Annotated in this window: 29 protein-coding genes; 13 read left to right on the plus strand and 16 right to left on the minus strand. The window is 70.4% G+C overall.

Annotation, left to right across the window (positions count from 1 at the left end):
- Position 1 precedes the first annotated feature (1 nt).
- From ACGFNU_RS33285 to ACGFNU_RS33300, 4 genes are all read left to right on the plus strand, one after another.
- Positions 2-733 carry an ABC transporter ATP-binding protein gene (locus ACGFNU_RS33285; RefSeq protein WP_392600682.1) on the plus strand — a complete coding sequence of 244 codons (732 nt, stop codon included), beginning with the start codon at positions 2-4 and terminating at the stop codon, positions 731-733.
- A complete protein-coding gene (locus ACGFNU_RS33290; RefSeq protein WP_392600118.1) occupies positions 730-1,557 on the plus strand; it encodes an ABC transporter permease in 828 nt (275 codons plus the stop codon). Before ACGFNU_RS33285 ends, ACGFNU_RS33290 begins: the two co-directional genes overlap by 4 nt.
- 14 nt (positions 1,558-1,571) lie before the next feature.
- Positions 1,572-2,498, plus strand: a complete 927-nt coding sequence (locus tag ACGFNU_RS33295; protein WP_392600120.1) for a TauD/TfdA dioxygenase family protein — start codon at positions 1,572-1,574, stop codon at positions 2,496-2,498.
- 65 nt (positions 2,499-2,563) lie between these two features.
- Complete coding sequence (locus tag ACGFNU_RS33300; RefSeq protein ID WP_392600122.1) at positions 2,564-2,752, plus strand: hypothetical protein; 189 nt, start codon at positions 2,564-2,566, stop codon at positions 2,750-2,752.
- A gap of 80 nt (positions 2,753-2,832) precedes the next feature.
- On the opposite strand, the gene ACGFNU_RS33305 is transcribed toward ACGFNU_RS33300, so the two are convergent.
- Entirely contained in the window at positions 2,833-3,882 is a 1,050-nt protein-coding gene (locus ACGFNU_RS33305) for a trypsin-like serine peptidase (protein ID WP_392600123.1), read from the minus strand.
- Positions 3,883-4,112: 230 nt separating this feature from the next.
- Between ACGFNU_RS33305 and ACGFNU_RS33310 the strand changes: the two genes are divergently transcribed.
- Together ACGFNU_RS33310 and ACGFNU_RS33315 are read left to right on the plus strand one after the other, a co-directional pair.
- Positions 4,113-7,040 (plus strand): helix-turn-helix transcriptional regulator, encoded by a 2,928-nt coding sequence (locus ACGFNU_RS33310; protein WP_392600125.1) that lies wholly within the window; start codon positions 4,113-4,115, stop codon positions 7,038-7,040.
- A gap of 97 nt (positions 7,041-7,137) precedes the next feature.
- Complete coding sequence (locus tag ACGFNU_RS33315) at positions 7,138-7,902, plus strand: hypothetical protein (RefSeq protein ID WP_392600127.1); 765 nt, start codon at positions 7,138-7,140, stop codon at positions 7,900-7,902.
- 9 nt (positions 7,903-7,911) lie between these two features.
- On the opposite strand, the gene ACGFNU_RS33320 is transcribed toward ACGFNU_RS33315, so the two are convergent.
- The 5 genes from ACGFNU_RS33320 to ACGFNU_RS33340 all read right to left on the minus strand — a co-directional run bounded on the left by ACGFNU_RS33320 (position 7,912) and on the right by ACGFNU_RS33340 (position 12,844).
- Positions 7,912-9,066 carry an oxygenase MpaB family protein gene (locus tag ACGFNU_RS33320; protein ID WP_392600129.1) on the minus strand — a complete coding sequence of 385 codons (1,155 nt, stop codon included), beginning with the start codon at positions 9,064-9,066 and terminating at the stop codon, positions 7,912-7,914.
- A 30-nt stretch (positions 9,067-9,096) separates the two neighbouring features.
- Entirely contained in the window at positions 9,097-10,122 is a 1,026-nt protein-coding gene (locus ACGFNU_RS33325; protein WP_392600131.1) for a polyprenyl synthetase family protein, read from the minus strand.
- 4 nt (positions 10,123-10,126) lie between these two features.
- On the minus strand, positions 10,127-10,501 hold the full coding sequence (locus ACGFNU_RS33330; protein ID WP_392600133.1) for a hypothetical protein: 375 nt from the start codon (positions 10,499-10,501) through the stop codon (positions 10,127-10,129).
- A gap of 170 nt (positions 10,502-10,671) precedes the next feature.
- Positions 10,672-12,405, minus strand: a complete 1,734-nt coding sequence (locus tag ACGFNU_RS33335; protein WP_392600135.1) for a multicopper oxidase domain-containing protein — start codon at positions 12,403-12,405, stop codon at positions 10,672-10,674.
- Between the two features lie 64 nt (positions 12,406-12,469).
- Positions 12,470-12,844, minus strand: a complete 375-nt coding sequence (locus tag ACGFNU_RS33340) for a hypothetical protein (protein WP_392600137.1) — start codon at positions 12,842-12,844, stop codon at positions 12,470-12,472.
- 155 nt (positions 12,845-12,999) lie between these two features.
- Between ACGFNU_RS33340 and ACGFNU_RS33345 the strand changes: the two genes are divergently transcribed.
- The 3 genes from ACGFNU_RS33345 to ACGFNU_RS33355 all read left to right on the plus strand — a co-directional run bounded on the left by ACGFNU_RS33345 (position 13,000) and on the right by ACGFNU_RS33355 (position 14,831).
- Positions 13,000-13,965, plus strand: coding sequence for a LysR family transcriptional regulator (locus tag ACGFNU_RS33345; protein WP_392600139.1), 966 nt, complete (start codon positions 13,000-13,002; stop codon positions 13,963-13,965).
- A gap of 156 nt (positions 13,966-14,121) precedes the next feature.
- Positions 14,122-14,601 carry an RNA polymerase sigma factor gene (locus tag ACGFNU_RS33350; RefSeq protein WP_392600141.1) on the plus strand — a complete coding sequence of 160 codons (480 nt, stop codon included), beginning with the start codon at positions 14,122-14,124 and terminating at the stop codon, positions 14,599-14,601.
- Positions 14,598-14,831, plus strand: a complete 234-nt coding sequence (locus tag ACGFNU_RS33355; protein ID WP_392600143.1) for a hypothetical protein — start codon at positions 14,598-14,600, stop codon at positions 14,829-14,831. The genes ACGFNU_RS33350 and ACGFNU_RS33355 overlap by 4 nt, the downstream gene beginning before the upstream one ends.
- A gap of 85 nt (positions 14,832-14,916) precedes the next feature.
- On the opposite strand, the gene ACGFNU_RS33360 is transcribed toward ACGFNU_RS33355, so the two are convergent.
- Positions 14,917-15,687: a hypothetical protein gene (locus ACGFNU_RS33360; RefSeq protein ID WP_392600145.1), complete on the minus strand. Its 771-nt coding sequence runs from the start codon at positions 15,685-15,687 to the stop codon at positions 14,917-14,919.
- A 314-nt stretch (positions 15,688-16,001) separates the two neighbouring features.
- Here ACGFNU_RS33360 and ACGFNU_RS33365 point away from each other — a divergent pair, with 314 nt between their 5' ends.
- The 3 genes from ACGFNU_RS33365 (at position 16,002) to ACGFNU_RS33375 (ending at position 17,028) form a co-directional block, all read left to right on the plus strand.
- Positions 16,002-16,280, plus strand: a complete 279-nt coding sequence (locus ACGFNU_RS33365) for a hypothetical protein (protein ID WP_392600146.1) — start codon at positions 16,002-16,004, stop codon at positions 16,278-16,280.
- Positions 16,281-16,391: 111 nt separating this feature from the next.
- A complete protein-coding gene (locus ACGFNU_RS33370) occupies positions 16,392-16,643 on the plus strand; it encodes a hypothetical protein (protein ID WP_392600148.1) in 252 nt (83 codons plus the stop codon).
- Between the two features lie 181 nt (positions 16,644-16,824).
- Positions 16,825-17,028, plus strand: coding sequence for a hypothetical protein (locus ACGFNU_RS33375; protein WP_392600150.1), 204 nt, complete (start codon positions 16,825-16,827; stop codon positions 17,026-17,028).
- Positions 17,029-17,618: 590 nt separating this feature from the next.
- Here ACGFNU_RS33375 and ACGFNU_RS33380 read toward each other — a convergent pair.
- The 4 genes from ACGFNU_RS33380 to ACGFNU_RS33395 form a co-directional block, all read right to left on the minus strand.
- Positions 17,619-17,885 carry a hypothetical protein gene (locus ACGFNU_RS33380; protein ID WP_392600152.1) on the minus strand — a complete coding sequence of 89 codons (267 nt, stop codon included), beginning with the start codon at positions 17,883-17,885 and terminating at the stop codon, positions 17,619-17,621.
- Between the two features lie 337 nt (positions 17,886-18,222).
- The gene (locus ACGFNU_RS33385; RefSeq protein ID WP_392600154.1) at positions 18,223-18,366 is read right to left on the minus strand and encodes a hypothetical protein; all 144 of its coding nucleotides are present in this window, start codon (positions 18,364-18,366) and stop codon (positions 18,223-18,225) included.
- The gene (locus tag ACGFNU_RS33390) at positions 18,363-18,608 is read right to left on the minus strand and encodes a hypothetical protein (protein WP_392600156.1); all 246 of its coding nucleotides are present in this window, start codon (positions 18,606-18,608) and stop codon (positions 18,363-18,365) included. Before ACGFNU_RS33390 ends, ACGFNU_RS33385 begins: the two co-directional genes overlap by 4 nt.
- Positions 18,609-18,633: 25 nt before the next feature.
- Entirely contained in the window at positions 18,634-18,978 is a 345-nt protein-coding gene (locus tag ACGFNU_RS33395) for a VOC family protein (protein ID WP_392600158.1), read from the minus strand.
- Positions 18,979-19,101: 123 nt separating this feature from the next.
- Between ACGFNU_RS33395 and ACGFNU_RS33400 the strand changes: the two genes are divergently transcribed.
- Positions 19,102-21,885: an ATP-binding protein gene (locus ACGFNU_RS33400; RefSeq protein ID WP_392600160.1), complete on the plus strand. Its 2,784-nt coding sequence runs from the start codon at positions 19,102-19,104 to the stop codon at positions 21,883-21,885.
- Here ACGFNU_RS33400 and ACGFNU_RS33405 read toward each other — a convergent pair.
- The 5 genes from ACGFNU_RS33405 to ACGFNU_RS33425 all read right to left on the minus strand — a co-directional run bounded on the left by ACGFNU_RS33405 (position 21,866) and on the right by ACGFNU_RS33425 (position 24,890).
- Positions 21,866-22,312: an iron chaperone gene (locus tag ACGFNU_RS33405; protein ID WP_392600162.1), complete on the minus strand. Its 447-nt coding sequence runs from the start codon at positions 22,310-22,312 to the stop codon at positions 21,866-21,868. The two genes, ACGFNU_RS33400 and ACGFNU_RS33405, sit on opposite strands and share 20 nt — an antisense overlap.
- 311 nt (positions 22,313-22,623) lie before the next feature.
- Entirely contained in the window at positions 22,624-23,064 is a 441-nt protein-coding gene (locus tag ACGFNU_RS33410; protein ID WP_392600164.1) for a cysteine dioxygenase, read from the minus strand.
- Positions 23,065-23,231: 167 nt separating this feature from the next.
- Positions 23,232-23,831, minus strand: a complete 600-nt coding sequence (locus ACGFNU_RS33415) for a methyltransferase family protein (protein WP_392600166.1) — start codon at positions 23,829-23,831, stop codon at positions 23,232-23,234.
- Between the two features lie 25 nt (positions 23,832-23,856).
- Positions 23,857-24,525: a cation transporter gene (locus ACGFNU_RS33420; RefSeq protein ID WP_392600168.1), complete on the minus strand. Its 669-nt coding sequence runs from the start codon at positions 24,523-24,525 to the stop codon at positions 23,857-23,859.
- The gene (locus ACGFNU_RS33425; protein WP_392600170.1) at positions 24,522-24,890 is read right to left on the minus strand and encodes an ArsR/SmtB family transcription factor; all 369 of its coding nucleotides are present in this window, start codon (positions 24,888-24,890) and stop codon (positions 24,522-24,524) included. The genes ACGFNU_RS33420 and ACGFNU_RS33425 overlap by 4 nt, the downstream gene beginning before the upstream one ends.
- Position 24,891 lies beyond the last annotated feature (1 nt).

The raw sequence follows: 24,891 nt of genomic DNA on the forward strand, positions 1-24,891 counted from the left end.
GGTGCGCAAGACCTTTCGCGGACGGCGGCGGGCTGAGCGTATTGCTCTTGATGGGGTCAGCCTCGATATCGAGCCGGGCGAATTCCTTTGCTTGCTCGGGCCTTCGGGGTGCGGCAAGTCCACGTTGCTCAATATTCTCGCCGGGTTCACCGACTCTGACTCCGGAGAAGTGCTGGTCGGCGGGCGTCCGGTCACTGGGCCCGGGCACGACCGCGGTGTGCTTTTTCAGACTCCGAACCTGTTCCCGTGGCTGACCACCTGGCAGAACGTCCTGTACGGGCCGAAAGCGCGCGGCGCTCTCACGTCCGCCGTCCGGGACGAGGCCGCCGAGCTGCTGGAGACCGTCGGGCTCGCCGACGCCCGCGACGCGTACCCGCACGAGCTGTCCGGCGGCATGCGGCACCGGGCCGCGTTCGCGCGGGTGCTGATCAACCATCCGGGCGTCCTGCTGATGGACGAGCCGTTCGGCGCGCTCGACGCCATCACCCGGGCCGGCATGCAGCGTTTCCTGCTGGAGCTGTGGCAGCGGCGGCGCACGACCATCGTCTTCGTCACCCACGACGTCGAGGAGGCGGCGCTGCTCGGCGACCGGGTGTGCGTGCTGTCGGCCCCGCCCGGCGGCACCAAGGAGGTCCTCGACATCGACCTGCCCCGCCCCCGTTCCTACGACGACACCGAGACGCTCGCGTTCGTGCAGGCGAAGCGGCGGATCAGGGAGGTGCTGGAGAGATGACCGCCACGACTCGGGTTCCGCTCGCGGAGGCCGTCCGGGCGGTGCCGCGACGGCGCCGCTCGTACCGCCGGCTCTGGACGGGCGCCGGCTCGCTCGCGCTGGCTCTGGTCGTGTGGGAGGTCGCGGCGCGGATCATCGGCGACACGGTCACGTTGCCGACGGTCACCGAGACCGCCCGCACCTTCGCCGAGTACGTCACCAAGCCGTATCCGGAGGTGCAGGGCAAGACGCTGCTGGAGGACGCGCTGATCAGCACCGGCCGCATCCTGGCCGGGTTCCTGCTCGGCACCGCGGCGGGGCTGCTGCTCGGCGCGTCGATGGCCGGGGTCCGGGTGATCCGCGAGTTCGCCGACCCGATCATCGGCGTGATGCGGCCGCTGCCGCCGATCGCGTTCATCCCACTGCTCGTCGTGTGGTTCGGCATCGGCGAGACCTCGAAGATCGCTCTGATCTTCTTCGGGGTGCTGCCGATCGTCACCGTCGCGACGCTGGGCGCGCTGGACGCCGTCTCCCCCGACCTGCTCAACGCCAGCCGCAGCCTCGGCGCCTCGTCCTTCCACACGATGCTGCACGTCCGGCTGCGCGCCGCCGTGCCCGCCGTCATCACCGGCATGCGCATCGCGATGGGCGGCGCCTGGACCGCCATCATCGCCGCCGAGATGATCGCCGCCACCGGCGGCGTCGGCTATCTGATCCTCCAGGCCGGCAACTACCTCCAGACACCACTGATCTTCGCCGGAATCGCCGAGATCGCCGTCCTCGGCTTCGCCTTCGACGGCCTGCTGCGGCTTCTGCTGCGGCTCGCCGACCCGACCGTCCGCTGACAAAGGAGAACCCCATGTCCGAGATCCGCTCGATCGGCGGCCGCATCGGTGCCGAGTACACCGGCGCCGACCCCAACGCCCTGCCCCTCGACGAGATCAACGCCGCGCTGCTGAAGCACCGGGTGCTGGTGTTCCGCGGCGCCGGGCTGGACGACGCGGGCCAGCTCCGCTTCGCCTCCCGGTTCGGCGCGCTGACCCGCGCCCACCCCACCGTCCCGTCCGTGGACGGCCAGCCCGACATCCTCCCGGTCGACGGCGAGGAGGGCATCCGTTCCAACACCTGGCACACCGACGTCACGTTCGTCCGCACGCCGCCGAAGCTGAGCACGCTGCGCGCCCTCGTCGTCCCCCCGCACGGCGGGAACACGCTGATCGCCAACTCCGCCGCCGCCTATGACGACCTCCCGGACGTGCTGCGCGACTTCGCCGACACGCTCTGGGCCGTCCACACCAACGACTACGACTACGCGCTCCCCCGCACCAACCGCGGCAAGGCCGCCGAGTACCGCCAGGTGTTCACGTCCCGCCGCTACCAGACCGCCCACCCGGTCGTGCGCGTGCATCCCGAGACCGGCGAGCGCGGCCTGTTCATCGGCGGTTTCGCGCAGCGGATCATCGGCCTCTCCGGGACGGAGTCACGCGACATCCTGCGCCTCCTCCAGGCCTATGTGACCCGCCCGGAGAACATCCTGCGCGTCCAGTGGAACCCGGGCGACCTCGTCCTGTTCGACAACCGCATCACCCAGCACTACGCGCCCGACGACTACGGCGACCAGCCGCGCCGCCTTCACCGCGTCACCGTCGCCGGCGACGTCCCCGTGGGCGTGACGGGCGAGACCAGCTACATCATCGAAGGCGACGAGGCCGCCCACTACACCGATACCTCGTCCCACGACACCGCCCCGGAGCCCAAGCCCCTGGCACCGGCCGCCCTCAACTGATCAGCCTGGAAACCGTGCCGGTGAACGGCACCGGTGAACGCGCTGACCACGGGTACCGTGCGCCCGTGGTCGGCACGCTCACCGCACGTGGACTCCAGCGGGGCCCATATTCCTGCTCGAGCAGAGCGACCAGGGTCCGCATCACTGAGGCGATCACGCGGCTCGAATCGTCCCAGCAGGTGCTCGACACCATGCTCACCGCCGCCCTGCGACCCGAGCGGCATGACCGGGACCGTCCAGCAGAGTCGATCTGACCTCACCAGCTGGACGGCCGGGCCACCGTGGTGGTGGCCCGGCCGGGTTCTCGCTCAGGTGACTCAAGTGATCAGGTGACTCAGGTGACGCTTCCCTGCGCGTCGACCATCGCCTTGACGGCGTCGTCGAAGTAGGGGCTGCGGTTCCATCCGCTCGTGGTGATCGTGCTGAACACCCCGTTGACGGAGCCTCGGCCGGTGTTGGCATCGAAGTTGCGCAGCCACGGACCTCCGCTGGCGCCGGGGCCGTTGTTGCACGCGATCTCGATGCGCCCGTCGGAGACGGCCCTGGTCGTGCCCTGGCACCATTGCTGGATCTCGCCGCTGTTGAAGTTGCTGGGGTAGCCGAAGGTGGTGACCGGGACGGCCTGCGGCCAGTTCCAGCTCAGCCCCATGCCGCCGACCACGTTGACCAGCTTCTGGCCGTTCAGCGGCCACGTCGTGACGAGGCCGACGTCCCGGCGGTTGTCGCTGCTGTTCATCCACGCGTCGAACGACCGGAACTGCTTGGCCGCGAACGTGCCGAACGGTGCCGCGCCGTTGCGGTACCGGGGGACGAACGTCCAGTTCCGCATCCAGGTGCCCCCGGCGCCCTCGTGGACGCAGTGCCCCGCGGTGATGACGAGTTGCAGGGACGGCGTGTTCAGCGCGCTCGCCGAACACTTGTAGCCCGGCAGGCCGGTGCTGGGCTTGGTGTAGAACACCTTCCCGACGGTGGCCGACTCGGCGATCTGGATCGCCAGCCTCGCGTCGCCCCCGGCCAGCTTGCGGGCCGCCGCCTTGACGGCCTGTGCGGTGGGATCGGCCGCTGGAGTCGCCGCGGGCTTGCCGTGCGGCGCGGCGGCTCTGAGAGCGGGTGACGACGAGTCGGTGGACTGGGACACGTCGACGGCCCGCCGCATCCTGTCCTTGGTCCAGTAACGCGTGACCTTGCCGGCGGCGGCCTGGGAGTTGACGCGGCTGCCGTCGGCGAGCCTGGCGTCCGCGCTGGTCGAGGCGGACGGGTCACTGGCGCTGGACGGGCCGGTGGCGCTGGACGGGGCGGTGGCGCCGATCGCCGGGCCGTTCAGCGCGGTGAGGGCCGCCGCTGCGGCCATCGCGGTGGTGATGAGCTTGATGCCCATGTTCATGGAACCTGGCTCTTCTCTCCTCGGGTCGCGGGGTGAATGTGGTGACTTCGAGGGTCCGCCGCCGGTGTTCGCCGCGCATCGGGCGATGCCTTATTTCCGACCGCTCTGCTACCTCAGATACGGGGTTGACCGGCTTCGAGGGGACTCGTACGGTAAGCGGTCAAGACCTCTCCGTCACCGAGAGGGCACGTGAACGTCGAGGGACACGTGAGCGGGGTGACGCAGCAGTGATGTCGCGGCCGCTGTCGTGCCCGACCTTCGTGGGGCGGTCGGAGGAGCTCGCGGTCCTGCGCGCCGCGTGGGCCAGCGGATCGGGTGCCCTCGTCGTGGTCGAGGGCGAGGCCGGCATCGGCAAGACCCGCCTGGTCGAGGCGTTCGCCGGGGCCGCCGCCGAGCAGGGAGCCAGGGTTCTGCGCGGCTGCTGCCTGCCGCTCTCCGAGGATCTGCCCTATGCCCCGATGCTGGAGATCCTGCATCAGCTAGGCGAGAACGCAGCGCCAGCCTGGCCGGGGCGCCGCGACCAGTTCTTCCGGTACGTCGCCGACACGCTGGCGAGCAGCGCAACGAGCGGCGCGGCGGGCGAGCTGGCGGGCAGCGTGACGGGCGAGTTGGCGGGCGGGCAGGCGAGTGGGAAGGCCAGTGTGCAGGCGTCCACTCTGGTGGTTATCGAGGATCTGCACTGGGCCGATACGTCCACCCGTGACCTGCTGGTCTTCCTCTCCCGGGCGCTCCAGCACGCCGCCGTGCTGCTGGTCGCCACGGTTCGCAGCGACGAGCTCACGGCGGGCGGGCCGCTGCTGGCCATGCTCACCGAGCTGACCCGTGGCAGGCGGGCCGTCCGGCTGCGGTTGCGGCCGTTCGGGCGGGGTGAGGTCGCCGAGCAGCTGACCGGCATCCTCGGCGCGCGGCCGCCCGCCGCCCTGGCCCGCAGCCTGTACGGACGCGCGGAGGGCAACCCGTTCTTCGTCGAGGAGCTCCTGGCGGCCGACCCCGAGGGACGGACGGTGCCGCCGACCGTGAGCGAGATCGTCCTGGCGCGGCTGTCCGGATTGTCGCGTGCCGCGGGCCAGGTCGTCCGGGCCGCAGCGGTGATCGGCCGGGCGATGGGCCACGACGCGGTCGCGGCGGCCTGCGGACTGCCCGCCGGCCGGCTGGAGGCCGGGCTTCGCGAGGCCATGACGCACGGGCTGCTGGTGGCCACGGACGAGGGCTACTCCTTCCGGCACTCCCTGATCCATGAAGCCGTCTACTCGGCGGTGCTCCCCGGAGAGCGCACCCGGCTGCACGGGCGGATCGCGGTCGCCCTCTCCGAGAGCGTCCCCCAGGCTCTCGACGAGGCGGTCACGGCGGCCGAGATCGCGCACCACTGGGACGCGGCCGGGCGGGCGCCCGAAGCCCTGGCCGCCTCGATGCGCGCAGGCCGCGCGGCGGAGGCGCTGGCCGCCCCGGCGGAGGCCCATGCCCAGTACGAGCGGGCCCTGCGGCTGTGGCCCGCGGTCCCCGAGGCGGCGGCGCTCGCCGGCACCGACCGGCTCGCGCTGCTGGCCGGCACCGCGGAGGTCGCGTCGCTCGCCGGGCGCTACGAGCGGGCGGGTGACCTGGTCGCCGAGGCGCTGACGCTGGTGGACGAGGCGTCCGACCCCGTCCGTGCCGCGGCGCTGCTCGAACGGCTCGGCCGGCACAGGTGGCTGGCGGGTTCCCCGTCCGCCGCGTGGGCCGCCTATGAGGAGGCCGGTCGTCTGGTCGCGCACCGGCCCCCGTCCCCCGAGGGCGCCCAGGTGCTCGCGGCGCTGTCGCAGAGCCTGATGCTGCGATCACGAGACGGCGAGGCGATCCCCTGCGCGAGGAAGGCGATCGAGATGGCCGGCGCGGTCGGGTGCGCCGCGGCCGAGGGCCATGCGAGCAACACGCTCGGCACCTGCCTGTGCGTTCTCGGCCGTCCCCAGGAAGGCCTGCCCCTGCTGCGCCGGGCGGTGACGATCGCGCTCACGCTGGACGACGCGGCCGAGATCGAGCGGGCCTTCAACAACCTGACCGAATCTCTCACCGAGGTAGGGCGGCACGCGGAGGCCCTCAGCACCACCGAGGAGGCGATCGCGCACATGCGCCGCTGCGGGATCGCGCCGGCCTACGAACCGGAGTTCCACGGCTATGCGGCCCGTGCCCTCACCCGGCTCGGCCGCTGGGACGACGCCGAGCACGCCGCACAGAAAGCGCTGGCCGGGCTGGAGGACGCGCCGAGCAGCGCCCTGGTCAAGTTCGTCCACCCGCACGTCCTGCTGCTGGAGACCAGACGCGGCCGCCTCACCCAGGCGGCTGCGTTGCTCGACCGCCTGATCGAGGAGGACGGCGGCGAATCGTTCACCGCCGAGCGCGCGGAACTCGCCTTGGCCCAGCGCCGCTTCGCCGAGGCGAGCACAGCCGTACGGGAGGGCCTGTGCGTCGATGCCTCCCACAGCCCTGCGCTCGATCTGACACTGTGCGCGCTGGGTGCCCGCGCCGAGGCCGACGCCCACCACGACGCGGTGATCAACGGCCGCCGCTCGAGCCGGGAGGCGGCACTGGCCGAGGCCGATCGGCTGGTCCGCCGGGCCGAGGCCATCGTCACCGCGATCGAGACCGCGGGTCCCGATCTGCTCGGCCACCTGCTGCTCGCCAGGGCGGAGCGATCCCGGCTCGCCACCGAGCCGGATCCGGCGATCTGGGCCGAGTTCGCGACCAACCGCACCGCCGCCACCGACCCCTTTCTCACCGCCTACGGTCGGTTCCGCCAGGCTGAGGCGGTCCTGCTGCGCCGAGGCCCCCGGAGCAAGGCCGCGCCACCGGCGCGCGAGGCCCTTCGCCTTGCCCGGGAGCTCGGTGCGGCGCCGCTGGCGGCCGACATCGAAGAGCTCGCCAGGCGGGCCGGCATCGCCCTCACCGAGCCGCCGAAGCCACCCGTCTCGTACGACCGCTGCGACTTCGACCTCACCCGCCGCGAACGGGAGGTCGTGGCCCTGCTCGCTCAGGGCCTGTCCAACGGCCAGATCGCCCAGGCGCTCTTCATCAGCACCAAGACGGCGAGCGTGCACGTCTCAGCGATCCTCCGAAAGTTCGGCGTCACCACCAGAGTCCAAGCCGCCGCCGTAGCCAAGGAATCCGGATTCGCCCCACCATAACCAGCCGCTCAAGCCTGCCGGGACGCGAAGTACTGCGCGACCCTGCCTCCGGCGAAGTGCACCCTTCGGAAGCTGACCGTCCCGCTTCGACCGGACGTTGCCTGAGACCGCGGCGCTGATGCGGCTGATGGACGAGGTGAAGCCGTCGCTACTCCCGGGCTTGGAGGGGCTTCCGTTGCATCATGGCGAGCCGGAACTGCCGGGCTCCCGGCCGATCGCTCCTGCCGTCCACCTGACCCCGAGCGGAGCGGAGGTGGGCGCGGCGTTCGGTGCGGGCGCCAGCAGCGCCGACTACGCCACCCGGTTCGGCGCGCTGCACCTGGTCACCGAGGTGCCCATGTGGGCCGACGAACGGGTGGCCGACCAGACCGAGACCGACGTCGGCTACCGAGAGGTCGTCGCCACCGCGCTGGCGGCTCGCCACGAACTGATCGGCATGCTGGAGGACGCGCTGGCGGCCGTCGCCAACGACCTGACCGTACGATCGCCGTTCCGTAGCTCCACCGAAGCCACCCTGCAGACGTTCCGCACCCTCACAGAGCAGACCGAATCACTCACCGAGGACCCCGGATCGGTTGGCGGGGATGGGCGGGTTGCCACTGTCGCCGAGCGGTTTGACCACCGGCAGGCGGTGCATCTGTTCCGGCTACGGCTGCTCGGCACCTTTCCGCGCATGCTCGACGCCGAGATCAGCGCGGGCAATCCCACTCCGGCCATCCGTTCCCAGCACCAGGTGCTCACCGAACGCTTCGAGCGCTGGCTGGCCGAGGCCGAGTCCCTGCCGTCCATCGAGATCCGCAGGTCGGTCGCCGTGCAGCTGGGCGCCGTCTTGGTCGCCGCCACACGCACGACTGGCTCATGACAGGGCGGTCTACGGCAGGGTCAGCGGGGGTGGGGTCCAGCGGCGGGCGTTCATTGAGGACATGCCGAAGTCCTTCTTCAGCTGGGTGGGGATCGAGTAGTGCATGACCCGTCCCCGCGTGAGCGAGTTGAGCTCCAGCGACACGACTGCCCGCTGCGCGCGGTCCAGCAGCCAGTTGCCGTACGGGCTGGCGTCCTCAATGCGTTCGAGAACGTTCAGCATGGCGGGCACGACCGTGGCGACGGCGTCCCAGGGGGAACGCGGCACCTCCAGCCAGTCGGCGACCGTCTCCCCGACCAGGAAACGGATCAGCGCGGGGACGACCGGGTCGGCGAAGGTCCCCGGCACGACCTCCTGGTAGAGGTCGATCAGCTGTTTGGTCAGATGCGCCGCCTCCGGCGTGGGCGCCATGTGGCGGATGAAGTAGAGGTCGCTGAACTCCCGGCCCGCGGTCGTGTCGGCGGGCATGTCGTCGACGTCGACGCCGAGCATGGCCGCGACGACCTTCCAGGCGTAGTAGTAGGCCTCCGCCCCCTCGGGCGACATGCGGATGTGCATGCGGTGCAGGGCGTCCAGAACGAAGATCGAGAAGCACATCTGTGAGCCGATCATGTCTTCCAGGCAGATCGGCATGCCCCAGGTCTCCTCGTCCCAGAGGTTCTGCCGCCGCAGGTGGTGACGGATCGCGGCGTGCATCAGCCGCACCTTCTGCGCGGCGGGGATGAACTTGCCTCCGGCCTCGAACGAGTCGGGCTGCATCATGTAGGTCGTGAGCTGCCCGGTCTCGGCCATCCGGCGGGACGGGTAGGCCAGGCCGTGCGTGCAGCTCAGCAGCTTCGCCAGCGGCGGGACGGCGTACCCGGCGGGCATCGCGGCGAAGGCCAGGGCCGTGGAGATGTGCGCGTTGTTGTCGATGAAGAACTGCCGAGCGAGCTCCATCGTGTCCCAGTCGACCCAGTCGGGCGGCGTGCTGGTCGACTCCAGGTACTCGCGGGCGGCGTCCGGAAGGCCCGGCGGCAGCGGCTGACCGGACGTGGTGAACCACCGCATGAGGGTGTTGAACTTTCCGACCTCGCCGCTCTCGAAGAGACTGCGCACGACGTCGTCGGCCAGAGTGTCGCTGCGCTGCCGGAGCGAGTCCATGTACTCGGTCGTGTAGGCCACGGGGCTCTCCGTCGGGGTCGGGGAAGCGGGTCAGAACTCTCGGACGGCCGTCGGCGACACCAACCGGGCCAGTGCGGTCGAGGCGTCGGGGGACAGCAGCGGGCTCGCGATCGCGGCCCGGGCCGCCTCGGTCCGTTCCTCGATCATGGTCTCGACGCGGCGGCGGGCACCGGTACGCTCCATGATCTGCCTGACGGCGTCGAGGCCGTCGCGATCGAGGTCGGGGCACCCCAGCAGCCGGTCCAGTTCCTTGCGTTCGGTCTCGTCCGCCGCCGCCATCGTGGCGGCCAGCAGCGCGGTGGGTTTGCCGCCCCGCAGGTCGTCCATGTTGGACTTGCCGGTCTGGCTCGGGTCACCGAACACCCCGAGCAGGTCGTCGCGGAGCTGGAACGCCTCGCCCAGCGGGATGCCGTACGCGGTGAACGTCGCCAGCAGCCCGGGCGACGCGCCGCCGAGGGTGCCGCCGATGTGGAGGGGACGCTCGATGCTGTACTTGGCCGTCTTCAACCGGATGATCTCCAGCGCGCGGTCGATCCCGGGCTCGCCGTGGGTACTGAGGATCTCCAGGCACTCCCCCGCCACCAGCTCCCGCGCGAGGTCGAACCACAGCGCGCGGGCGCGGCCGAGATAGGCCCGCGGCAACCCGGACGCCAGGAACAGCTGGCCCGCCCACGCCATGAGCAGGTCGCCGGTCAGGATCGCCAGGCCGGTGGCGTGGACTGACGCGTGCCGCGGGTCTTTGACCAGTGCCTCAAGAGCGACGTGCGACGACGGCCCGCCCCGCCGGGCGTCGCTGCCGTCGATGATGTCGTCGTGGACGATCGCCGCGGCGTGCGCGAGTTCGATGGCCGCGGCCGCCCGGATCACCGAGTCGTCGTCGGGCTGCCCGGTCGCGCGCCAGCCCCAGTAGCAGAACGCGCCGCGCACGCGCTTGCCACCCCGGACGGACGTCTGCACCTGCGCCAGGAAAGGCACCAGCTCGCCATGCAGGCCGAGCAGCTGTTCGATCTCTTCGGCCATGAACGTCTCAAGGGCCGCGTCGATCCTCGTCCGCAAGAAGTCATGCATGGTCGTGCCCGGCAATCTTTTCCTCCGGATTTATCTCTTGCGTCGCAATTGCCTCTTGCCCGGCGGCGGCCTTCCGCTCGGGAGTTCTTTGCTCGGGAATCACGCTGTGCCCGGCGGCCCGCCGGGCGATCGCCCGCTGGGCGAGGTGCTCCAGATGCGGCTCCGGCCGCAGCCGCCGGACCGCCAGCCTGCCGCGAACCCTGAGGTCGTCGTGCCCCTCCCCGGCGATGTCGGCCAGGTCAGACCTGCGCAGCTGACTCTGGAGGCGCCGCAACGGCTGCTGCATGGCGGTCAGGGTCACGTCGACCGCGCCCGCCGCGACGTACACCAGATCGCTCAATTTGATCTTGTCGGATTCAGCCGACATGACGCCTCCCGGGGGAACAGTGGATCATGAGCGGATCCGGCCGGAATGCCCTGGCACAGGTCATTCGCTGGCACAGTTCTCGTCAATAACCCTAGGTTCGCGGCACGGTTAATTCCAGGAGCCCTGCCAAATACAATGGTCTATGTCGGACGCCCCATTCGCCCGACATGTCAGATGATTTCGAGGTTGGCCATCATTCCCATGTCCTCGTGCTCGGCGTTGTGGCAGTGGAAGAGATAGCGGCCGCGATAGCCGTCGAAACGGGTGATGATCTCCGCTGATTCGCCGGGCCGCAGCGAGACGGTGTCCTTGAGGCCCGCGTCGTGGGGCAGCGGCGGCCGGCCGCCACGCGAGAGCACCCGGAAGCCGGCCAGATGCAGGTGAACGGGATGGTGAACGTCGGCGACCAGCCGCCACACCTCGATGTCGCCGAGACGAGTGGTGACGTCGGACCGGGCGGGGTCGAACGGCAGCCCGTCGATCAGCCATCCGTGGTCGCCCCGCATGCGTCCGGCGCGGAAGGAGAACTCGCGCACCCTGACGGCGTCCGACCGGCGCCATGCCGGCAGATCGTTCGAGAGGACGCGCGGGACGCGGCTGTCGTCGGTGGCCTTGCGCGCGACCCGGAAGGCCATCACGTCGCGGGTGCGCCCGGAGCCCAGCCGGTTGACGATCCGGACGCGGCCGCCGACCGGGACACCCGAGAAGTCGATGACCACGTCGTAGCGTTCGGCGGGCGCGATCGGCAGGCTCCGGTGGGTGATCGGCGCCGTGAGCAGCCCCTGGTCGGCGCCGATCTGGACGAGATCGAGCCGGCGCCCGTCGTCGGTAACCGCTTCGAGCCCGTAGTGCCGGGCGTTCGAGGCGTTCAGAACGCGCAGCCGGTACCGGGCCGCGTCGACCTCGTGCACGGGCCAGGGGGCGCCGTTCACCAGAATCACGTCACCGAGGACTCCGGCGGCATAGGCGCCGCGAACACCCGGCCGCTCCCGCAGGGTGGGGTCGAGCGCGGGGTACTCGAGGCTGCCGTCGGCGGCGAACGCGCGGTCAGCGATCATGAGGGGCAGTTCGCGCCGTCCCGCGGGCAGGCCGAGCGAGTCCTCGGCGTCGTCGCGCACGATCTGCAGCCCGGCGAGGCCCCGCCAGATCGCGGGGGCGGTGAAGTCCATCCGGTGGTCGTGGTGCCAGAGCAACGTCGGCCGCTGATCCAGTGGAAACGCGTAGTCCCGCGTCAGCGTGGTCACCACGGCCCGCGGATCATGCATGCTGTGCGTGCCGTGCCCAGCGCCATGCCCGCTCTGCGCGGCGTGCCCACCTTGCCTGCCCTGCATGTCGTGGCCGCCTTGCGCGGGGTGTCCGCCCTGCATGCCGCGCATACCCGGCGTGCCGTGCCCGCCCTGACCGGTGGGCTCCGGGCTGTGCCCGCTCGCCGTGCCGTGACTGGTTCGGGCGAGCGCGTCCGGCCAGTGGTTGGGCAGGACGAGGTCGGTCGGGTAGCCGTCGGACGCCGCCGGGGTGCGTCCGCCGTGCAGGTGGACGACGGTCGGCACGGGCAGTTCGTTGCGATGCGTCACGACGATCGGGCGGCCGCGGCGCGACTCGATCGTGGGGCCCGGGAAGGTGCCCTCGTACGTCCACATCGGCGTTCTGACACCGGGCAGGACCTCCAAGTTCGCCTCGCGCTGGGTGATCTCGTACCGGTCGGCACCGCCTGAGCGGCTGACCGGCGCGAGTACGGCGGGGAGGGGCAACGGCACCTGGAACGCGGGCGGCAGCGGCACGGCGCTGCGCAACTGCGCACCCGTGGCCGGTGGGCGGCGGGCCAGGGCGGCCGACGTCGACAGCCCGGTGACCGCCACCAGGCCGAGCGCCCCGCCGATGCCCAGCACGTGACGCCTGCCCATGCCACGGGCAGGCCCGGATCGGTCCCTGTCCGATCCATCGGCACGGCCCAGACGGTCGTCCTGCTCACGCATCGCCGGCCTCCGGCTCCGCCGCGGCCTGCGCCTGGTCACCCCGCGGCCGCAGCCGGAGAGGCCGGCGCCATACGGCGATGAACTGCACCACGAGCGCGACGATGGTCATCACGCCCAGCGGAAAGTGCAGCCAAAGCGCGCCGGCCATCCCGGCGAAGTACTGCACCGTCTCGGCCGCCACCAGGGCCAGCGTTCCGAGGAACGGCCAGACCTGACGCAGCCGGACCCAGACCGCGATCGCCACGATCAGCTGCAGGTAGCCGATCGAGGTGACGATGTTGGCGCCGGCCAGATGCCGGCTCAGGCCGTCGTAGTCCCCGCTCATGTACACGCCGGCGAACACCGGCTGACCGAAGATGACGACCACGTGGGCGCTGACGACGGCCCGGAGTACCCACCCGGAGGGCCTGGTCCGATGTGCGGCGTCGGACCGGGCCGGCAGGGCCGGGCGGAACCCGCTGGGTGCGGTGACCATGGGCGACCTCCTCACTCTCTTCCCGATTCGCGATCGCCCACGAAACTATGAGTGGTGAGTTATCTTGTCCAAGATCAATATTGCTATGCCGTTATGACCCGGAAGGCATGGGGCCCGTGGATCTGAATACGCTCAGGCAGTTCCTCGTGGTGGCACGGCTGGAACATCTCAGCCGCGCGGCCGACGAGCTTCGCGTCGCCCAGCCGTCGCTGAGCCGCACCATCACCCGGCTGGAGAACGAACTCGGCACGCCGCTGTTCGATCGGGCCGGCCGGCTCCGGCTGAACGACGCCGGGAAGCTCTTCCGCGGTTACGTCGAGCGTTCCCTGGGGGAGCTCGAGGCGGGGCGGCGAGCCGTTGCCGAGGCCACCGGCGAGGGATTCGGCAGTGTGCGGCTGGCATCGGAGACGTTCTTCACCCTCACCGGGCCGCTCGCGGCGTTCAAACGAACCCATCCCTCTGTCGAGGTGGTGCTGCATCAGATGCCGGCGGAGGACATGGCCCGCCACCTGCGGGCCCAGGACGTCGACCTCTGCATCGCCTCGCAGCCGATCGCCGCCGACGGCCTGGAGGTGGTCCAGCTGCTCGACGAGGCGGTCTGGGTCGCCACGCCGCTCGATCACCCGCTGGCGGGCCGTTCCTCGGTGAGCATCGACGACCTCGCCGGCCAGCCCTTCGTCACCGCCCGCGCGGGACACTGGCAGCGCCGGCTTCTCGACCGGCTCTTCGCGGGACGGGGCCTGACACCGAAGATCGTCTGCGAGGGCGACGAAGCCGGTTCCATCGCGGACCTGATCAGCGCGGGGCTCGGCATCGGCCTCGTCCCCGCCATGGCCCGGCGCACCGCCGTCAGCGCCCCCGCCGCCTGGATCGAGGTCGACGACCCCGACTGCCGTCGCAGGCTCACCCTGATCTGGGCCGCCGACCGCCATCTTTCGACCGCCGCCCGCCTGATGCGCACCACGATCACCGACTGGAACTGGACCACCGGCGAGCCGCACAGAGACCGATGACGGGCCGGGCTGGGCGTTGAGTGGGGCGCGCTCGGGTCGGGGCAGGCGCCGCGGTCGCGGCACCGGCGGGCCGGCCGCGAGAAAAACAGGGAACAGCGGGGCATCGCCGTGCCAAGTACCGGATGTCAATTGTCCGGTCGAAGGGAGAAACCGCCTGTGGCGACCAGCGACCCGCTCGGTGCCGAGGAGGTGTCCGATGACGCGGCCATCAGCGCGTCCATCACGGACCCGGAGAGGTTCGCCGAGATCTTTCATCGGCATTGGGAGGAGATCCACCGCTACGTCTACCGGCGGCTGGGCCCGGCGGACGCCGAGGACGTCAGCGCGGAGGTCTTCACCGTGGCCTTCCGCAGCCGCGCGCGGTACGACCTGACCCGCACGGACGCGCGGCCGTGGTTGTACGGCATCGCGACCAATCTGATCGGCCAGCACCGCCGGGCCGAGCGGCGCCGCCATCAGGTGCTCGCCCAGGTGAACGCCGAGTGGGTCGCGCCGTTCGACGGCGACGGCGCGGACACGCGGCTCAGCGCGCAGCACATGGCCCCCCGGATCGCGTCGGCGCTGAGCAGGCTCTCGGCACGGGAACGCGACCTGCTGCTGATGATCGCCTGGGCGGACGCCCCGGCATCGCCGTGACCCGCGACGACGGAACCGAACGCGATGAGCTGATCCTGGACCCGACGACCTACCGATTCCTCGGATACCGGACGGTCGCCACCCGCGACCGGACCATGCCCAAGAGGAGCGCTCCGGGGACGTCCCGTCCGCCGTCCGACCGGAGCCCCGAGGTCCAGCGCGCCGGACAGGTGCTGATCAACGTCGGCTACCTGCCGGGCAAGGTCGTCGACAAGCCGGGCCAGCGCTGACGATGTGCAGTTCTTCGTGACAGCGAACAGGCCGCTGAGGTGCTCAGCGGCCTGTTCGGTGTTGGGCGAGCCGAGTCGCCTCTGGTCAATGTGCCGAGGTGGTGCAGCATGCCGTTTGGCGTGTCGTGCCGGCCGAGGTGGCGAGCTCTGTGACGGACTTGCTGCTGCTTTCTTCGCAGGGCGAGCCGTGCGTGACCACTGGCGCGGACGTGGCGGTACGTGCCGAGCTGAGTTCGTCCAAAGGGTCCGGGTTGATTACCTTTGGGACCGCCAGATCAGAGGTGATTTGGCGCGGTGATGCGTTGAAAGTCGTGATTACGGTGGCCTCGCATGATCCGACCGTATGTGCGCTGGATGTGTCGCTGGACTTGTCCGGAGTGGTCACGGGTCCGGGCCGATGCAACCTGACGGCGAGATCGCCGTTGGTGAGCAACAACGTCGCGCCGGGCTCCATATGGAAGGACGGAGTGGTGGCGGCCCGTCCCCTTGTCACAACGGTGACGTCGGCCAACCTGAGACGCACGCCCGCGCCGATATCGAGCATGGGTACGGAGTCGCGGCCGGACCAGACGATGGACGCTCCATTGCCGTCTATGGTGGTGTTCTTGGTAATGGCCGGAAGTATGGAATCCTTCCCCGCGCGCTTGGACAGCGTATAGACGCAGTCTTTGCCCAATTGATGATCACCTCCGGCCCGGAAGGCTTCGGCCAGAACCGCCACATCTCCCACTTTGTTGGTACACCCTGTCGGCGCGGCGAGTGCGGACGAAGAGGTCGCGAGCAATGGCGCCGCGGCGACGGCCGGGAGCAACAGCAGTCCGCTCCCCCGGAGCCGGGCATTGATGAATCCCCACATGTGCTGCCTTCTCTGGTGCGCTGGATGCGGCGATCGCACCCGTACAGGCGCCTATTGTAATCAACCGGCAACTACGAGTAGCGGACCACATCCCCCGCGTACCGGGTGGACGCGGCAACTTGCGGCCGGTGGCCCCGCAAAGGGCCATGGACGCACAAAATGACTATTACTCACGCACTGTATTGAACCAACTCCGGCTGGTAATGAAGACTCCTGTACGCATCGGACCTTCGCCCGAAATGCGGAGTGTCCCGACTGGAGAGACCTAAACCGCGCAGTGATCTGACCTGGCGCGGACGAGAGGGAATGGGTTCATGAACAAGGTGCATCGCATCGCCGTCATCGGATTCGCCGCGGCCGGCCTGGCGCTCGCCGGTCCCGCCGCCATGGCCGACACCATCCATGGCCAGAGCAGCGACGTGGCGGGCCCCGGTGGCGCTTCGTCCACCGACCTGTTCTCCGGCGCCTTCAACGGCGACTGGGGCAGGGGCCATCACCACCACGGCGGCGGCAAGGTGATTTATGTCAAGAAGACCCAGACGGCGGGCCCGGGGGGCGCCACTTCGTCCAAGGTCTTCAGCGCCGCTGATTGATAGCGTTCTCGCAGGACCAGCGCACACTGGTTAAGCAGGCGGCCCCGTTGGACGGGGCCGCCTGCGCGGTGCGTGAGGGCCATCTCAACCACGCCTAAGAAAAGGACTCAGATGCTCTCCAAGTCAGGTCGCGCCGCCGTTATGGCGTGCGCCGCGGTCGGCCTTCTGACCGTTGCCCCCGGGGTCGCACATGCAGATGCCAATTACGTCCAGACCTGGATAAAAATGGACTCTATGGGCAGCCAGCTGCACATTCGCTCCTCGTACGTGGACGAACGCGGCGCGGTCGGCTTCCGCGATTCCTACTATCGGGCGGGCATTGGCGGAGCGAGCGTCCACCACACTTTCAGCGAAGCCAACTGACCCACACAGCGGCCAGTCGCTCCCGCGACGGCGGCACCCCTGCAGCCAGGCCATGCTCTGAACAACCCTCGATCGCAGACCCGGGCGCAATTCCCTGCGACGGTCGACATGGGCTGATTCACCCATCCCACAATGGGTACACAGAGTATTGATCTTGTTACTTTATGTAGTGGAGGGTGTCATGTCCGGCATGTTCAAGACCGTCATCAAGGCCGCTGTACTCGGCGGCGTACTCACCGCCGCCGCGCTGCCCGTGGCCGCCGCCAGTACCGCTGACAGCGCCGCCGCCCCGTCGGCCAAGGTAATGGCCGCGCCGTTCGCCGACCCCGACTGGGGCGGCAATGACTGGAGTGACAGCGACTGGAGCGACAGCGACTGGAGCTGAATGCGGCCAAGCGCGGGTGCGAATGCGCAACCACTTCACTGTGCGGCCCCGGACCTCAGGTCCGGGGCCGCACACAATTCAATGCCCAAGCGGCCCGCTCCAGACCGGCGAGGTCAAGGGTGGCCAGACAGGCAGGCGGCCGGGTCGGATCGGGCTTGGGCACCGCGTCCCGCGCCTCACCCTGGCCCACTGGCAGGACGGCCGCTCACCATTCGATGAGCACGGCTCCGACGGGGAGGCCGCCAGCAGCGCGGCGACCACCAGCGGCACGGACGAGCCCGCCAGGGCCCGACGGCCATATTGAGCAGACACGGGGGAGTCTCCTCACACAATCGCCGACGACACAAAGCCGCCATAAACGAAAAGGGAGGGTGAATGTATGGCCGTCAATAAACGGTCCACAGCAAAGATGCCCGCCATGCACCCGATTACTAAAAATTAGCACATCGTTCGTTCATGATGGAGTCAATTAGCTATCGCAGGCGGAGAACCTATATTTGTCGCAACTTGGCCAATTGACCACAATATCCGCTGCCAAAGAGAGGGGTTCCGGGCTCCCGAGGCGCAGCGCTACCAGCGGCGTGTCGCTGTCAGTCGAGATCGATGTCGAAGTCGAGGTCCGCGCCGAATCCGCTCTCCTCCTGATCAGCACTGTCGGCCGCGCTGAAATCAGGTGGGTCGAAGACGGCGATGTAGACGAGCAGGGCACCGAGGCCGACCTGGAGGACGAAGAAGATCAGCTGCAGGACGTCGTTCCGGCTCGGGCTTTCGTTGACGCCGATGGGGGCATCGGTGACCAGGCGAAAAGCCGCCCAGGCGATCAACCCCACGCCCAGCAGGAAGCAGAAGACGCGCATGGCACGCGTCTCACGAGGTGTGAGACCGGCCCCTGGCCGTGTCGCGGGAGGGTTCGGGCGCTCAGACTCCACGCCCTTGACGGTACGCCGCCCGGCCCCGCGCGTTCCGTCCCCCTACCGGCCCGATCCGGCCAGGCGTTGACCGCACTTCAGATTCGATGCCCGCGACGCATCGGACTGGCTCCAACCCCGCCGGCAATGCCGCAGGCCATGGGCATGGACGGCCAAGCGTGGCCGCCCCGTGATCCCGGCAGGGCTCACGGTCGCGGCCCAGATCCGGCTTCTGCAATGATCCGGACGGTGGCCGGTCAGTGAACGTGACGTGGCTTCGTCGGCCTCAGGTGGTCTCCCATACGAAGCCGTCGGGGTCGGTGAAGGTTGCGGCATCGCTGCCGATCACCATCCGGTGTGATCCGTCGCCCTCCTGGGGGACGCCGGTGTCCTTGGCGAGCGCACGGCGCGGGTAGAGCGCCAGTGTCACGGCCGACGACGCGGTGTCGACGGCTTCAGCGTCGTCGCGCCGGCGTCGAGGGCGGCGGTGACGAAGGCGTCCACGTTGCCCGGCTGGGACACCACGAGGGACAGCGCGAAGCCGCGAAAGCCGGTCGTCGTCGCATCTGAGGCGCGGACGTTCACATATGAGTCCAGGCCGAAGGCCTTGTAGAACGCGGCCGCGGCGGTGGGGTCGGGAACTTCCAAGGTGACGGATTCGAAGGAGGTCATGGCGGATCCTTTTGTGTGTCGGGGTTCAGTGGTCTTGCAGGAGGCCGAGGACATTGCCGTCCAGGTCGACGACGGTGGCGACCATGCGGCCTCCGCCGACCTCGTGCGGGGCCTCCTTCACGGTGGCTCCCGCGGCGATCATCTCCGCCAGCGTCGCCTCGATGTCCGGCACGTGCCAGTAGGCCACCGGCGAGGTCATGCCCTGCGGTCCGCCGCCCGGTACCAGCCCGATGTGCTGGCCCCCGGCCTCGAAGCCGACGTAGTAGGGCGAGTCGGTCTGCGGTGGGACACCGAGCAAGGCCGCGTACACCGCCTTGGCCTTGGCCAGGTCGGACACGGGGTGCAGAACGGTCTTGATAGAGCCGGTCATGGGCGCTCCTGTCGTCGAGTGCGTGGTCAAAGCTTGGCTTCCGGCCCGGCCGGTCCGCCTCCGTGGCGACCACGGAACCGGCCACTGATCGGCGGTGCGTGGTCGATACGGCAAACTGGGACGGTGGTGACAGGTGTGGACATCTCGCCTCGTGAAGCCGAGGTACTGGAGTTGGTCGGGGCGCATCTCAGCAATGCCGAGATCGCGGCCAGGCTGTTCATCTCGGTACGCACCGTGGAGAGTCACGTCTCCTCGCTCCTGCGCAAGCTGGCGGTGCCGGACCGGCGGGCGCTCGCCCAGCGTGCGCCCGAGCCGGCCGGCGCCGGGCCGTCGCGGCCGGCGACGGTCCTGCCGGCGCCGCTGACCTCGTTCATCGGCCGGGTGAACGAGCGGGCCGAGCTGGCCGAGCTGATCAAGGCGCACCGGCAGGTGACGGCGGTCGGGCCCGGCGGGGTGGGCAAGACCCGGCTCGCGCTGGCGGTGGCCGCCGGGTACTCCGACGAGGTGTGGTTCGTCGACCTCGTCCCGGTCACCGACCCGGGCATGATCGCCACCGCGGTCGCCGGTGCGCTCGGCCTCGGTGAGCAGCCCGGCCGCGACATGACCGAGTCGGTGGTCGCCGCGCTGGCCGACCGCCGGGCGCTGCTGGTGCTGGACAACTGCGAGCACGTGGTGGACGGGGTCGCGCCGTTCCTCGAACGGCTGCTGGCGGCCTGCCCCGGCGTGCGGGTGCTGGCGACCAGCCGGGCGCGGTTGATGGTGCCGTTCGAACGGGTGTACCAGGTCGCGCCGCTGTCGCTGCCCGTCGAGGGCGAGTCGGACGCGGTCGCGCTGTTCATGGAGCGCGCGGCGGCGGTCGGCCGTCCGCTGGATCACCCGTCGCGCGACCAGATCGCCGCGATCTGCGAGCGGCTGGACGGGATGGCGCTGGCGATCGAGCTGGCCGCGGCCCGGTATCCCGCGCTCGGGCTGGACGGCATCACCGCCGCCCTCTCCCATCCGCTCCGGATGCTGACCGGCGGCTCTCGTGCCGACGATCGGCATCGCTCGGTGCGGGGGGCGCTCGACTGGAGCCATGCTCTGCTGGAGCCGGCCGACCGGGCGTTGCTGCGCCAGGTGTCGGTGTTCGTGGCGCCGTTCACCGCTGCCGCCGCGGCGGAGGTCGCCGGGTCCGAGGAAGGCATCGTCGCCGAGGGGCTGGCCCGGCTGGCCGAGCAGAGCCTGCTGGTGGTGACGGCGTCCGCGAACGGGACCAGGTACCGGGCGCTGGAGACCATCCGCCAGTACGGGATGGAGCGCCTGGCCGAGACCGGTGAGCTGACTGACGCCCGATCACGCCACGTTCTCTGGTGCCTGGCCAAGGCCGATGGCCTGGCGGAGGTACGCGAGGACTGGCGGGCCCGGTTCGGCGCGGTGGCCGACGATCTGCGTGCCGCCCTGGCGTGGGCGGCCGACCAGCCCGAACAGCGCACGGACGCGTACCGCCTCGCCCGGCGCCTGGCGGAGCTGACGTTCACCCGTCACCTGATCGGCGAGTCCCAGCTGCGCTACGAGCAGGCCGCCGCGTTCGCCGGCGACCCGGCCGTCACCGCGTCGATGCTCCGGCTGGCCGCCGCCGTGGCCGGCTGCCGGATGCGTGGCGACGACATGTACCGCCTGCTCAGCGCCGCCGCGCAGGCGGCCCGCCAGGCGGGGGACACCGCCGGCGCCGCCTGTGATCTGGCTGCCATCGTCACCACGGCGTGCCGGTTCTCGAGCAAGTTCGTGCGGAAGCTCCCACCGGAAGAGACGGCCGCGCTCATCGTCCAGGCGCGGGACCTGGCCGGCGATGACCTGGCGGCACGGGCCGCGGTGGCTCTGGCCGAGGCCGGGCGGGCCCTCATCGACGCGGTCGGCGCCGCCCAGGGCCGTCCCGGCGACTCCGTGCCGGAGACGATCGAACGTGCCGAACGTGCCGTCGAACTGGCCCGCCGTACGGGTGATCCGCTCGCCGAGTCCGCCGCGCTCGATGTGCTGACCGGCGCCCTGAGCTGGGCCGGTGACAGTTTCGCCGCCGCCGCCACGGCCCGCCGCCGGGTCACGCTGCTGGCGTCCGCACCGGATACGCCGGCCGCCACGCATGAGCTGATCGAGGCGCTCGGTGAGGCCGCCGAGGCCGACCTCGGCACCGGCGACCTGCCGGGGGCCCGCAGGTGGGGACGGCAACTCGCGGACCACCCGTTGCTCGCCGAGGTCGGGCATCGCGCCGTCGGCTGGCTGCTGGTCGCCGACGCGTTGGCGGGCAACGTCGACCAGGTGCTCACCGGCGGCCTCCGGTTCCTCGACGCGTGGCGGCGGGCCGGCAGCCCTGCCAGGACGGCCCTCGGCCCGGCGGTGGCCGCGGTGCTGATGATCCACGGCCTCCGCGACGACCATGAGGCCCAGCGCGAATGGGTCGCGGTTCTGGACGAGTTCGGTACCCCGCCGGAGCGCGTCCACGGCTACGGGGCGGTCTTCGACGCGCTGCTCCTGCTCCACCGTGGACAACCAGCCGACGCGCTCGAGCGGATGGCTCCCGAACCCTCTGACGTCTGGAAGTGGGTCACCTGGATCTGGCTCCACTGGTACGTGGCGCTGCGCGCGGAGGCCACCGTCCTCGCCGGGAGCCCCGACGCCCGCGACCGCCTGGCCGAGGCCCGGACCATCACGGCCGGAAACCCCGTCGCGAGCGCCATCGTGGAGCGGGCCGAAGCGCTGCTCGACAACGACCAGCAGCGGATCCTCGCCACAACGAACGCCTTCGAGACAGCCGGCTGCCCCTATCAGTCGGCGCGCACACTGCTGCTGGCCGGAGCCGAGCACACCGCCGCCGGCGAGGCCGCGCTCGCCGCCCTGGGCCTCGTCCCGGTCAGCTCACCGCCCGCTTGACCAGCCCAGCGATCCGCGCCCCGACCTCCTCCGTCACGTCGGTCAGGGCGAACGCGGTCGCCCACATGGCGCCGTCGTCCAGCTTCGCCGGGTCGTTGAACCCGAGCGTCGCGTAGCGCGCCTTGAACTTCGCCGCGCTCTGGAAGAAGCAGACGACCTTGCCGTCCAGCGCGTAGGCGGGCATCCCGTACCAGAGCTTCGGCGCGAGGACGGGGGCGCTGGCCGTGACCACGGCGTGGACGCGCTCGGCCAGGATGCGGTCCGAGCCCCCCATCTCGGCGATCTTCGCCAGCACGTCCCGCTCGGCCTCTGCCGCCTTGTCGGCGCGGGAGGCGCGGCGCACGGCCTTCTTCTGCTCCTGGGCGTGCTCCTTCATCGCGGCCCGCTCCTCGACCGTGAATCCCTCGTACGTGCTGGTGCTACCCATGATCACTCCTTGAGGTCATGATCGCCGCGGCGTATGCCACCGGGCTGATCGCTGTGGTCATAACCTCCCCCAGAAGGAGCACAGGCCGCCTCCGTGCCGACCACGGAACCACCACGGAACACGACTCCGTGCGTGCCCAAACTCAGCCAATACACCCGCCCCGTCCGGATCTACGCCATCTGCTTGACGATGGCGTGCGCACGTCCGCCGTACCGACGACCGTGGTCACGCACCACCGCGAGAGGACAGGTGTTGCGTGGTGTTGGTGACGCCGAGGAAGTGTGCCGCGAGCTCTTGGACGGGCATGTCCGTCACCATTGTCCGGCCTCTTCGGTGGCGAGCCGGACGAGGCCGGATCCGGTGAGGTCGTAGCGGTTCATGACGCTCAGGGGCGGTGAGTACACGTGCACGCTCACCGCGGGCGCGGTCGAGGTGTTGCGGACGTCGTGCACGTAGTCGGGGCCGAACGCCCGGGTCTGCCCGGTGGTGAGCTGCCGGGTGACGGCCAGGTCGTGCTCCTCCAGCTCGCCGAGCGCCACCGCGAACGCGCCGCGCGAGCCGCCGTGGTCGTGCAGCCCGGTCGCCTGGCCGGGCAGCCAGCTGATCAGCCAGATCTCGTGGTCGTCGTCGCGGTGCAGGCGTTCGTACCAGCGGCCCTCCGGGCTCAGCCGGACCCGCCGCAGCCATTCGTCGGGTGCGGCGGCCAGCGCGCGGGCCGTCTCGGCCAGCCGGGACGCTACGGTCGTGGTCATCCGGGTTTCCTCTCCTTGTGTCGTCCGACCTCGGTTTCAAGGCTCAGCGACACAGGTCGCTCGCCTGCCGCCGGAAGTCGACGTGCAGGCGCGACCACAGAGGGAAGCTCGGATGCATGGAACCCAGGATGGACGAAATTCCATACTAAGTCAATCTGAATAGTCTTCTAGGCGCGGCCGATGCCGGGGAGGAAGCGGCCGACGCGGGCGGTGTAGACCGCGTAGGTGGCGCCGTGAGCACGCAGGAGGTAGGGCTCCTCGACGGCGCGGACCTGCATCTCGATCGCCACGACGGTCAAGGCCAGGCCGAACAGGGAGATTGGGTTGGGGACCATGGCGGCCAGCCCGGCGGCGGTGGCGATCATCGCGGTGAAGATGGGATTGCGGGCCAGTGCGAACGCGCCGCTGGTGACGAGCTCGGTGCGTTCGTCCTCCTGCACGCCGATCCGCCAGGAGGCGCCCATCGACATCTGCGCGGCCAGCGTGGCCGCCATTCCGGCCGCTGCCAGCGCGACCCCGATGATGTGAAGGGCGGTGTGATCCAGGACGTCGATGGCCGGCAGACCGGCCAGCGCTGCGATCGGGCCCGCGGCGCCGATCACCAGGGCGCCGGTGAACAGGATCCGGGCCCACCACTGCGTGCTGCCTTTGGCCAGGCCGGCGCCGCGGTAGCCCGTGTCGCCGGTGCGGCGCCATTGGATCCAGGTGCGCAGCCCGAACGCCAGCGCGGCCCAGAGCAGGTAGATGACCAGTGCGGTGATTGCCACGATGTCCTCCGCGTTCGTTTGAAAGTCAGCAGCACTCGCAGGACGCATGGTCCTTGGTGGGGACGGCGCAGCAGGCGTCGCCGTGCCAGGCTCGGCGGCCTTCCCTGACCGCGACGGCGGCGATGACCAGCGCGGCGATCGGATCGGCCCACGACCAGCCGAACAGGCTGTTGACTGCCAGGCCGATCAGCAGCACGCCCGACAGGTACGTGCAGAGCAGGGTCTGTTTGGAGTCGGCGACAGCGCTGGCCGACCCGAGCTCGCGGCCCGCGCGGCGCTGGGCGTACGACAGGAACGGCATGACCGCCAGGCTCAACGCCGCCAGCGCCAGCCCCGCGGACGAGTGCTCGGCCTCGCCGCCGCCGACCAGAGCGCGCACCGACTCGGCGGTGACGTAGGCGGCCAGCGCGAAGAACGAGATCGCGATGATCCGCAGCGTGCGCCTCTCCCGCCGTTCGACCAGCTCGGGGTCGCGCGCGGAGAACTGCCAGGCCACGGCGGACGCGGAGGCGACCTCGATCACCGAGTCGAGCCCGAACGCGACCAGCGCCCCGCTGGAGGCCAGGGTCCCGGCGGTGATCGCGACGACGGCCTCGATCACGTTGTAGCCGATGGTCGCGGCCACCAGCCACCGCACCCGCCGAGCCAGCACCGCCCGGCGTCGTGATGAGGGACCGAGCGACAGCGTGGTCATGGCCGCGCCTCAGGCGAGCAGGCGCCGAGCGCTTGGTCGGCGCCGGTGCCGTAGGTCGGGCAGAGCGCGACGGCGCGGTCGGTGGCGGCCAGCAGGTGCTCGGCCGAACGCAGCAGGTCCAGGAGTTCGGGGGCGGCGATGAAGTAGAACGACTGGCGGCCCTCGGCTCGGTAGTCGACCAGCTTGCAGCCGCGCAGGCAGGCGAGGTGCTTGGACACCGTCGACTGCGCCAGCTCCAGCTCGCGGGTCAGGTCCACCACGCGTGCCTCCCCGTACGCCAGCCGCTGCACGATCGACAGCCGCACGGGGTCGGCCAGAGAGTGGAACAGGGCGGCCGCCGGCGCCAGCCCGTCCAACGAAGTCATT

Source organism: Spirillospora sp. NPDC048911 (assembly GCF_043198015.1).
GTDB lineage: Bacteria > Actinomycetota > Actinomycetes > Streptosporangiales > Streptosporangiaceae > Spirillospora.

Coding starts and splice junctions, on each gene's coding strand:
- ACGFNU_RS33390 (WP_392600156.1), bottom strand. CDS start 18,608: ATGACCTCCTTCGAATCCGTCACCTTGGAAGTTCCCGACCCCACCGCC.
- ACGFNU_RS33425 (WP_392600170.1), bottom strand. CDS start 24,890: ATGACTTCGTTGGACGGGCTGGCGCCGGCGGCCGCCCTGTTCCACTCT.
- ACGFNU_RS33290 (WP_392600118.1), top strand. CDS start 730: ATGACCGCCACGACTCGGGTTCCGCTCGCGGAGGCCGTCCGGGCGGTG.
- ACGFNU_RS33330 (WP_392600133.1), bottom strand. CDS start 10,501: ATGTCGGCTGAATCCGACAAGATCAAATTGAGCGATCTGGTGTACGTC.
- ACGFNU_RS33345 (WP_392600139.1), top strand. CDS start 13,000: ATGAGTGGTGAGTTATCTTGTCCAAGATCAATATTGCTATGCCGTTAT.
- ACGFNU_RS33365 (WP_392600146.1), top strand. CDS start 16,002: ATGAACAAGGTGCATCGCATCGCCGTCATCGGATTCGCCGCGGCCGGC.
- ACGFNU_RS33305 (WP_392600123.1), bottom strand. CDS start 3,882: ATGAACATGGGCATCAAGCTCATCACCACCGCGATGGCCGCAGCGGCG.
- ACGFNU_RS33335 (WP_392600135.1), bottom strand. CDS start 12,405: ATGGGCAGGCGTCACGTGCTGGGCATCGGCGGGGCGCTCGGCCTGGTG.
- ACGFNU_RS33380 (WP_392600152.1), bottom strand. CDS start 17,885: ATGCGCGTCTTCTGCTTCCTGCTGGGCGTGGGGTTGATCGCCTGGGCG.
- ACGFNU_RS33395 (WP_392600158.1), bottom strand. CDS start 18,978: ATGACCGGCTCTATCAAGACCGTTCTGCACCCCGTGTCCGACCTGGCC.
- ACGFNU_RS33405 (WP_392600162.1), bottom strand. CDS start 22,312: ATGGGTAGCACCAGCACGTACGAGGGATTCACGGTCGAGGAGCGGGCC.
- ACGFNU_RS33360 (WP_392600145.1), bottom strand. CDS start 15,687: ATGTGGGGATTCATCAATGCCCGGCTCCGGGGGAGCGGACTGCTGTTG.
- ACGFNU_RS33370 (WP_392600148.1), top strand. CDS start 16,392: ATGCTCTCCAAGTCAGGTCGCGCCGCCGTTATGGCGTGCGCCGCGGTC.
- ACGFNU_RS33295 (WP_392600120.1), top strand. CDS start 1,572: ATGTCCGAGATCCGCTCGATCGGCGGCCGCATCGGTGCCGAGTACACC.
- ACGFNU_RS33420 (WP_392600168.1), bottom strand. CDS start 24,525: ATGACCACGCTGTCGCTCGGTCCCTCATCACGACGCCGGGCGGTGCTG.
- ACGFNU_RS33410 (WP_392600164.1), bottom strand. CDS start 23,064: ATGACCACGACCGTAGCGTCCCGGCTGGCCGAGACGGCCCGCGCGCTG.
- ACGFNU_RS33375 (WP_392600150.1), top strand. CDS start 16,825: ATGTCCGGCATGTTCAAGACCGTCATCAAGGCCGCTGTACTCGGCGGC.
- ACGFNU_RS33310 (WP_392600125.1), top strand. CDS start 4,113: ATGTCGCGGCCGCTGTCGTGCCCGACCTTCGTGGGGCGGTCGGAGGAG.